At 40.8% G+C, this 7,624-nt stretch carries 6 protein-coding genes; all 6 read right to left on the bottom strand.

The genetic code is table 11. From position 1 onward, the window contains the following. Positions 1-594 precede the first annotated feature (594 nt). The 6 genes from ATS76_RS09535 to ATS76_RS09510 all read right to left on the bottom strand — a co-directional run bounded on the left by ATS76_RS09535 (position 595) and on the right by ATS76_RS09510 (position 7,618). Entirely contained in the window at positions 595-2,436 is a 1,842-nt protein-coding gene (locus tag ATS76_RS09535) for an ATP-binding protein (RefSeq protein WP_058551937.1), read from the bottom strand. Positions 2,437-2,438: 2 nt separating this feature from the next. Then, positions 2,439-3,611, bottom strand: a complete 1,173-nt coding sequence (locus ATS76_RS09530; RefSeq protein ID WP_058551936.1) for an SIR2 family NAD-dependent protein deacylase — start codon at positions 3,609-3,611, stop codon at positions 2,439-2,441. Between the two features lie 380 nt (positions 3,612-3,991). Continuing rightward, entirely contained in the window at positions 3,992-4,762 is a 771-nt protein-coding gene (locus ATS76_RS09525) for an SDR family oxidoreductase (RefSeq protein ID WP_058551935.1), read from the bottom strand. Between the two features lie 9 nt (positions 4,763-4,771). Then, complete coding sequence (gene mmsB / locus ATS76_RS09520; protein ID WP_058551934.1) at positions 4,772-5,671, bottom strand: 3-hydroxyisobutyrate dehydrogenase; 900 nt, start codon at positions 5,669-5,671, stop codon at positions 4,772-4,774. Between the two features lie 10 nt (positions 5,672-5,681). Beyond that, positions 5,682-6,833, bottom strand: coding sequence for an enoyl-CoA hydratase/isomerase family protein (locus ATS76_RS09515; RefSeq protein WP_058551933.1), 1,152 nt, complete (start codon positions 6,831-6,833; stop codon positions 5,682-5,684). Further along, positions 6,833-7,618, bottom strand: a complete 786-nt coding sequence (locus ATS76_RS09510; protein WP_058551932.1) for an enoyl-CoA hydratase — start codon at positions 7,616-7,618, stop codon at positions 6,833-6,835. The genes ATS76_RS09515 and ATS76_RS09510 overlap by 1 nt, the downstream gene beginning before the upstream one ends. Positions 7,619-7,624 lie beyond the last annotated feature (6 nt).

Genomic DNA, 7,624 nt, shown 5'->3' with positions numbered 1-7,624 from the left:
TGAGCTAGTAATGGGGTTGGTAAAACCATTAGATTTGATTGAGTCTGCACGTTAACCGCTCATATTTTAAATACTGGATATGCCCAATGTTTGAGCCACAAAGGGTTGGTTATGTTCAAGCATAAACCACAGAATTGTTACAGCGCAGTGTGTAAACACAGCCAGAAACTGGACTGATATTGGAACTAAACGATGACTGAGGCGAAAGCCAAGGGCATTAATTAATCATCAATAATGCTTAATTAAACTGCCTAAATTCATATGGGTGACTGGTGCATATTCACACCAATCGACGTCATTACTGGATGCGTAGCCATATTCAAATTGAGTTTAAAAATAACAACACTTGGTTTTTGAATAAAAAAATCAAGAAAACACAGCTGCCTGCTTGACCGGAACTTTCTAATGGGTGACCCCTTTGGTTCTTCGTAAGCTTAGTTCGACTGCTTTGATTTTGAAATTAACGGGGTAAAACCATGTCTTTCTAGGTTGGGTATATCTAGGCATGTTAGCCTCCTCAAGGTGATGAGGAGGTGTCCACTAAAACGGGTGAGGAGCATTATCCGTGTGCAGCGCCATGTTATAACGCGTTGATTAACTACACATCCTTTCAGATATTTCTTTCAATTTATCTATTACTAAACGGTCACTAGCCCAACCCTGAGCAAACGGAATCGTATTTGATTTCGGTAATTGATCTTTCGTTAGATCTCTTACTCTAACCCTAGAAGGCAGTGCAGCTCCTTCTCCAACAAATATTGCTTCTTGCTGAGATAAAATAGGTAACGCATCAACCATGCCAGACAAACCATCAGGTAAGAAACGTGCGACATGCTGTTGATCGGCAGAATTTGTAAGTCTTAACACGACCCACGTACCGCATTGTGATATTACTGTACTGTCTACATCGGCAGGCCGCTGACTTACAAGCATCAAACCGATTCCATACTTTCTCCCCTCTCTTGCAATGCGCCTTATTGCTCCTTGAGCAGCTGCGTACTGAGCCTCACCATGATCTGGAACATACCTATGGGCTTCTTCACAAACTAGTAAAATAGGATCTTTCTCTTTTTCTTCTTGAGTCTGGAATACTTTATACTGAAAAAGTAACCTAGCTATTAGTGCTGTCAGTGGGCCTGCGACTTCATTTGGCAGACCTGAAATATCAATAATTCTAATATCTTTGCCTGCCTGACTAGGCGCACCTACGAATTGATTTAAAACTTGATGCAATTTGGTTTCTTCTTCGTTATCGACCCAACACTTCATCATAAATAAAAGTCGAGTATCTCTTCGCAGAACTTTAAGCTTATCCAGTACAGATGGAACAGGAGACTTTCCTAGATCAGTAGGTGGTAACGTTTCAAGAACTTTTGTGCCCTTTTTAAATCTACCGCCTTGTATATATCTGAGATGACTTTCGAATTCATCTAAGCAAAATGGTCTAGGTTTATCTCGGTCAAATTCCAAGATGTCTGCAATCTCTTTACCATCACAGAGATCTGGATCATCAAAATTTTCTAGATGATTTAGAGTTTCAGTGCCAAATTCCCTTGGACAAGGTTTAACAATTCCAGCAACAACCATTCTTGCATGAGCGAGTGCTTTTTGAACTACATTATTTTGACTAGTAGCACTTCTTTCTGTTTTGCCGATAACTAGGTTAGTAAACTCATCACTAGACATTAACCAGTAAGGCAGCTTTATCTCTTTCTGGCCGTCGTCACCTGCTGCAATGTCATATGCACGATACTGTTCGGCTCTAGCCTTAAAAGCTGAACCATATTCTCCATGAGGATCAATAACTACGATCTGAGGGGATAATTCTTTCCCATCATTTTTATGAGATAGCACACTATGAATAATCGCTGCTACGGTTCCTGATTTACCTGAACCCGTAGAACCAAGAACGGCACAATGCATACCAAACATTTTGTTTATGTTGGCTCGACAGGCCGTAGATTCAGATGCACTATAAACAGCAAAAGGCACTAACGGATCTACAGTTTCATCTCTTGTTCCTTCCGCAGATCGATAAACGAAACCAATCTCTTCATTCGTTAATAGGAATACACCCTGCTGCGGTAAAGGATAGGTTTTAATGCCGCGCTTGAAAGCCAATACTGAACTCATATTGTTCCAACTGCCCTCAGCTAGTAACTGTACTTCCATTACGCGTTGATCTGAGTCGGCGCTTACGGGAATTCCCGACTCAATTAATTCCTCTGAACGCATCCTAAGCATTGTCACCAAACCAAAAATCAATTTTCGGCCATAGTGAATTTTTACCATACTACCTATTTGTCCTATAGGGTAAACGCGACCATTGAATGTTCTAGACAGCTCGGATATTTTATCGGAGATCTCAACCTTAATATTGGTTCCAGATACTTCAACAACCTGCCCAATCTTTAACTCTTCTTCCGGTGTAAACATAACTAAACCTCGCATCCATTCTTTAGTACTGATATTACGCCTTTGAATGTCCACCAATAATCATCGTCGTCTTTTCTTTTAAATGGGCCTTGGTCTCCGACATATAATCCACGCAACGAAGCAATAATTACTCTTGAACCAAAATTGGAACTACGCCACTTCTTTAAACAAACTGGTATGTCATCCTTACACTCCAAAAATGCCAATAGAACTGTTTTGTTTTCTTCTTTAGATAAAGCGAACTCAATTTCATTATTAATGTGATCATCACCAAAACTGTAACCACAAACCGCTAACGTATTATTTTGACGAGAATTTAGAGATTTTCTAAACAAATCAAACTGAGAAGAAAATGGATCTTGCTGAGTAGCAATGTATTTTGTTGCTTGAGGGTAAATTAGAACGCGGCGATCTGCCTTGGGATAGCGGTCATTGTCCCTGACTCGCCAGACATAACCTTTATCACAAAGAAACCAATCAATCGACCCATGCATCTTGATTAAATTGGCGCGCTGTCCATTTGTTGGTGCTGGTTCGCCATATCTCTGTGTACGGTGAGCTACCGCTCCTCCCGCAAAGCCATCCCAATACGGCACTTTGTTTAATGCTAATGCGTCTTCTAATAGAGTGTCATAATTAGTTGTAAAAATATTGATTGTTTTTCTTCGCTCATGAACACCAGCAGAAGCATGATTAAACAGTGCATCGATAAACTCTAAATGGGACTCAATATCGACGATTGGCGCTGATAAGGTACCTTCTTCATCTTCCATTCCATCTCGGCCTTCAACATAGCCGCACCTGATAACACTTGAAATGGACTCTAGAATTGTATTATGTGCTTCTTCTAGGACTTCTAACTCAACTTCTCTGCCATTAATTACAGTTTTCTTCTCTTTGTTTCTTTCAGCTAATGCAGCATAGTCACCAAGATGACTGAGAATATGCTCTATATGGCAGCTTCCAGGCAACTCTTCAAATAGCGGAGCGATAATTTCTTCATGTAAATTATTATGACTACTTTTTACATCTTTCTTAACTTTATTGGTCAAAGGATACATTAGCGGTAATTTAGCATCGAAACTTATACCAGCCCCGAGTAGCCAGCTTTGCTCACTGCACTCTAAGTGTTTTTCAATTTGCGAGAACAACTCATCATCAATCAATTTATCCATTTTCTTTCCTTAGTATAGAGCTGTGACCATGCTGGCAGTAAAGCGTTATAACAGCTTATTGAACACCACTTTGAGGGGGTTATAACACCCCAAAACGGCGTATATTACATTGCTCAATAATTCCACTAAATAACTTCAATGTAAACAATTTATTACGCAAGTTATAAAACACTCGTTGTTAAAATACACCAAAACGACTTTTAATAATGTTATTGGACAAAACACCATTAACTGTCTATATGTACAGCACTTCTTTTTAAGTTCATTATCTTTATGAAATCTCTGTTTCTAACCATGATTAAATTATAACGCTGCGATTTAAAACAAAAAAGCACAGCTCAAAGAGCTGTGCTTTAAATAATTAAATTAGAGCTGACAAGTTATAAACGTATGCCGCCGTCTATCTCTACTACACGGCCAGTAAAAAAGTCGTTTTCGATAATATACTGAGCAGTATGGGCTATTTCAGCGGTTTCACCTAAGCGCCCTACGGGTGTTACTGCTAGCATGCGTTGTTTTGCTTCTGGCTTCATGGCGTCGGTCATGGCGGTGCTTATTACACCTGGTGCAATAGCGCCTACGCGTATACCAAAACGGCCAAGCTCTTTAGCCCATGTGGTGGTAAGTGCCACAACACCTGCTTTTGAGGCAGCATAATTTGTTTGGCCTATGTTACCTGCCCGCGCTACGCTCGACATATTTACTATTACGCCGCCTTTGCCTGATTCTATCATGTGGCTTGCAGCTTCGCGCCCTGCTAAAAATACGCCGGTAAGATTAACGTCAATCACTGATTGAAATTGCTCTAGCGACATTTTTTTAACCACTTTTCCGTCTTTAGCTTTTATGAACATGCCGTCACGCAAAATACCAGCGTTGTTAATAAGCACACCAATATGGCCAAAATCATTGTTAATGGCACTAAATACGTTTTCTACTTCACTTTCAACAGTCACATTAGCAGCGTAACCTTTAATTATACCTTTTACGCCTTCAAGCTGGTTTAGTTGCTCGCATGCGTTGTTTAATAAATCTTGTGCCATGTCAATAAGTGCAATATTTGCGCCCATAGCTGCAAACTTTTGCGCCATTGCAAAACCTAAACCTTGTGCGCCACCGGTAATAACGACGGTATTATTTTTGATTTCCACAATACTTTCCTACTTTGAAAACAATTTAAATATGGCACTAAAATCATCACTGCCTGCACCTTGGTGCTGGAGCATGGTGTACAAGTTTTTTGCCATAGAACCCATAGGGGTTGATGAATTACTTTGCTGTGCGGCTTCCATGGCAAGGCCTAAGTCTTTTGCCATTAAATCGACCATAAAGCCTGGCTTATAATTATTACTAGCCGGTGCTGTTTCCATTACATCAGGACACGGATTATAAAGCTCAAGCGTCCAGTTACGACCAGAACTTGCGGTCATAATGTCGCTAAGTACTTTTGGATCTAACCCGTTATTAATACCCATTTGAATGGCTTCACTTGTGCCTGCCATTAATATGCTAAGCAGCATGTTGTTGCATATTTTTGCAACTTGACCTGCACCAATATCGCCAGCATGAAATATGTTTTTACCCATATCTACCAATACGGCGTGTGCTTTTTCAAATGCTGTTTGTTCACCACCAACAATAAAGGTCAACGTGCCAGCCGCTGCACCTGCAACACCACCTGATACGGGTGCATCTACAAAGCTAATGCCCTGCTCGCCAAGTGCGCTGCCAACCACACGGGCCGACTCTGCATCTATTGTGGAGCAATCAATCACTAAGGTGTTTTTACTAAGCACATTAATCAAGCCGCTATCGTCGTTATTGCCTAAATAAAGCGATTTAACATGCTTGCCTGCTGGCAACATACTAATAAGTATATCGGCATTGGTTGCGCATGCTTTTGCATTTTCAGCTACGTGTGCACCTTTGCTTGCAAGTTCATTTAAGACCGACTGGTTTAAATCGAATGCCGTAACACTGTGGCCGGCTTTAATTAAATTAGCCGCCATTGGGCCGCCCATATTTCCTAAACCGATAAAACCAATGTTAAGTTTACTCATCGTCTTTCCTTTATTTTTGTGTTGCCGTGTCTAGGTCATCAAGTGGGTGGTTTTCGCCAAATCTGTTAGCAAAAAAGCTCTCTATTATTGTTTGTGGTACATCACTAAGTGTTTTGTATTGCCAATTAGGCGCGCCGTCTTTATCTATTAATAGCGCTCTTACGCCTTCTTGAAATTCGCCAACTTCACCGGCTCTAACCGACATACCTAGTTCCATTTTAAAACAGTCTAAAACGCTTTTATCTTTACTTGCTTTTAGTTGCTCACTGACTAACGCGCAGCTTAGTGGGCAACCATGTTTTAACGATTTTTGTGCACGTTGCAACCACTTATCGTCGGTGTTTAAATTTAGTAGGTAATCCACTTGTTGTTGTAAAGTACTTAAATCACCTAACTGTTGAATGGTGTCTAAATTAGCCTTAACGTTGCCTTTTGGCATATCTGCAGACTGCGCATTTAACTGATTTAATAAATTAGTTAATACCGTGTGGTTGTCGCTTGGAGTAGTAGCCCAGCTGGTAGCTAAAATAGTATTTAGCATAGTGTTATATAGACTGCTGTCGATAAAGTGATCGGCAAGCGATACAAAACATGCATCATCGCAATTAATAGACGCTGACGTTAATCCTAAAAACAAGCCAACACTTTTAGGCATGTTGTGCAAAAAATGGCTGCCGCCAACATCGGGGTATAACCCTATTGTTTGTTCTGGCATGGCTATACGTGAAGTTTCGGTAACAACACGGTGGCTTGCGCCAGCCATTAGCCCTAATCCGCCGCCCATTACAATGCCGTTACCCCAAACAAGAATAGGTTTAGCGTAGGTGTGTATTAGGTAGTCAAGCTTATATTCTTTTGTAAAAAAATCTTCAACTAAACTTGTGGGCTCACCTTGTGCCATTGCATGATACAAGCTGACTACATCACCACCTGCGCAAAACGCTTTGTCCCCTGCGCCTTTTAAAATAACCATTGCGATGGCATCGTCGTTTGCCCATGCCTTTAGTTGAGGGGTAAGCAATTTGATCATGTTAAAATTTAGGGCATTTAACGACTTAGGTGCATTAAGTGTAATAAGCCCAATTAAACGGCCATTGGCCGCGGTTGCTGTCTCAAAAAGTACCGAATCATCCGCTTTATTTAATAAGGTTAAATTACTCATTAGCCATTGACCCATTTTGCTTTTCGTTTTTCTAAAAAGGCATTAACGCCTTCTTTTTGATCGTCAGTATCAAATAAACCAACAAACAGTTCGCGCTCTAGTGGTAAAACGCTAGCCATAGGTTGATGACGCCCTTTTTGAATCAGTGTTTTACATGCCGAAACTGAACTTGGGCTTTGCTCACTCACTTGGTTTGCAAGATTAAGCGCAGCGTCAAAGCTTTCGCCTTGGCCAACAACGTCTTCTACTAAACCAATTTGCAGCGCTTTATCGGCTTTTAAGCGCTCGCCACATAAAATCATACGCTTTGCCCAGCCTTCGCCAACTAACCATGCTAAATTTTGCGTACCACCCGCACACGGTAATAAACCCACTTTTGCCTCTGGGAGTGCCATTTGTGCTTGTTGTTCAGCAATGCGTATATCACACGCTAAAGCGACCTCTAAACCGCCACCCATTGCATACCCGTTTATTGCTGCAACCGACACACCTCTAAAGTTAGTCAATGCTTCAAATGCTTCGCCAAATACACGTGACATGTCTGCAGCAATACCTTTATCGCCACTGGCAAATACATTAAGGTCGGCGCCTGCGCTAAAAAATTTTTCGCCTTCACCGGTTAGTACTAATGCATAAATATTTTTATCATTATTAAGCGCATTTACTTTATTTTTTAAATCTATTAAGGTGTCTTTTGTCCAGGTATTCGCTGGCGGGTTAGACATAGTTAAAATAGCAACATGGCCATCGGTGGTTAACTCAATACTTGGTTTTGATTCAGACATACCGTG

Source organism: Pseudoalteromonas sp. 10-33, from assembly GCF_001469195.1.
Lineage (GTDB): Bacteria > Pseudomonadota > Gammaproteobacteria > Enterobacterales > Alteromonadaceae > Pseudoalteromonas.
This window is presented reverse-complemented; position numbering and strand designations above follow the sequence as displayed.

What these genes read in the sequence shown, in the direction of transcription:
- ATS76_RS09535 (WP_058551937.1), bottom strand. Translation starts at nt 2,436, where the DNA reads ATGTTTACACCGGAAGAAGAGTTAAAGATTGGGCAGGTTGTTGAAGTA.
- ATS76_RS09530 (WP_058551936.1), bottom strand. Translation starts at nt 3,611, where the DNA reads ATGGATAAATTGATTGATGATGAGTTGTTCTCGCAAATTGAAAAACAC.
- mmsB (WP_058551934.1), bottom strand. Translation starts at nt 5,671, where the DNA reads ATGAGTAAACTTAACATTGGTTTTATCGGTTTAGGAAATATGGGCGGC.
- ATS76_RS09515 (WP_058551933.1), bottom strand. Translation starts at nt 6,833, where the DNA reads ATGAGTAATTTAACCTTATTAAATAAAGCGGATGATTCGGTACTTTTT.
- ATS76_RS09510 (WP_058551932.1), bottom strand. Translation starts at nt 7,618, where the DNA reads ATGTCTGAATCAAAACCAAGTATTGAGTTAACCACCGATGGCCATGTT.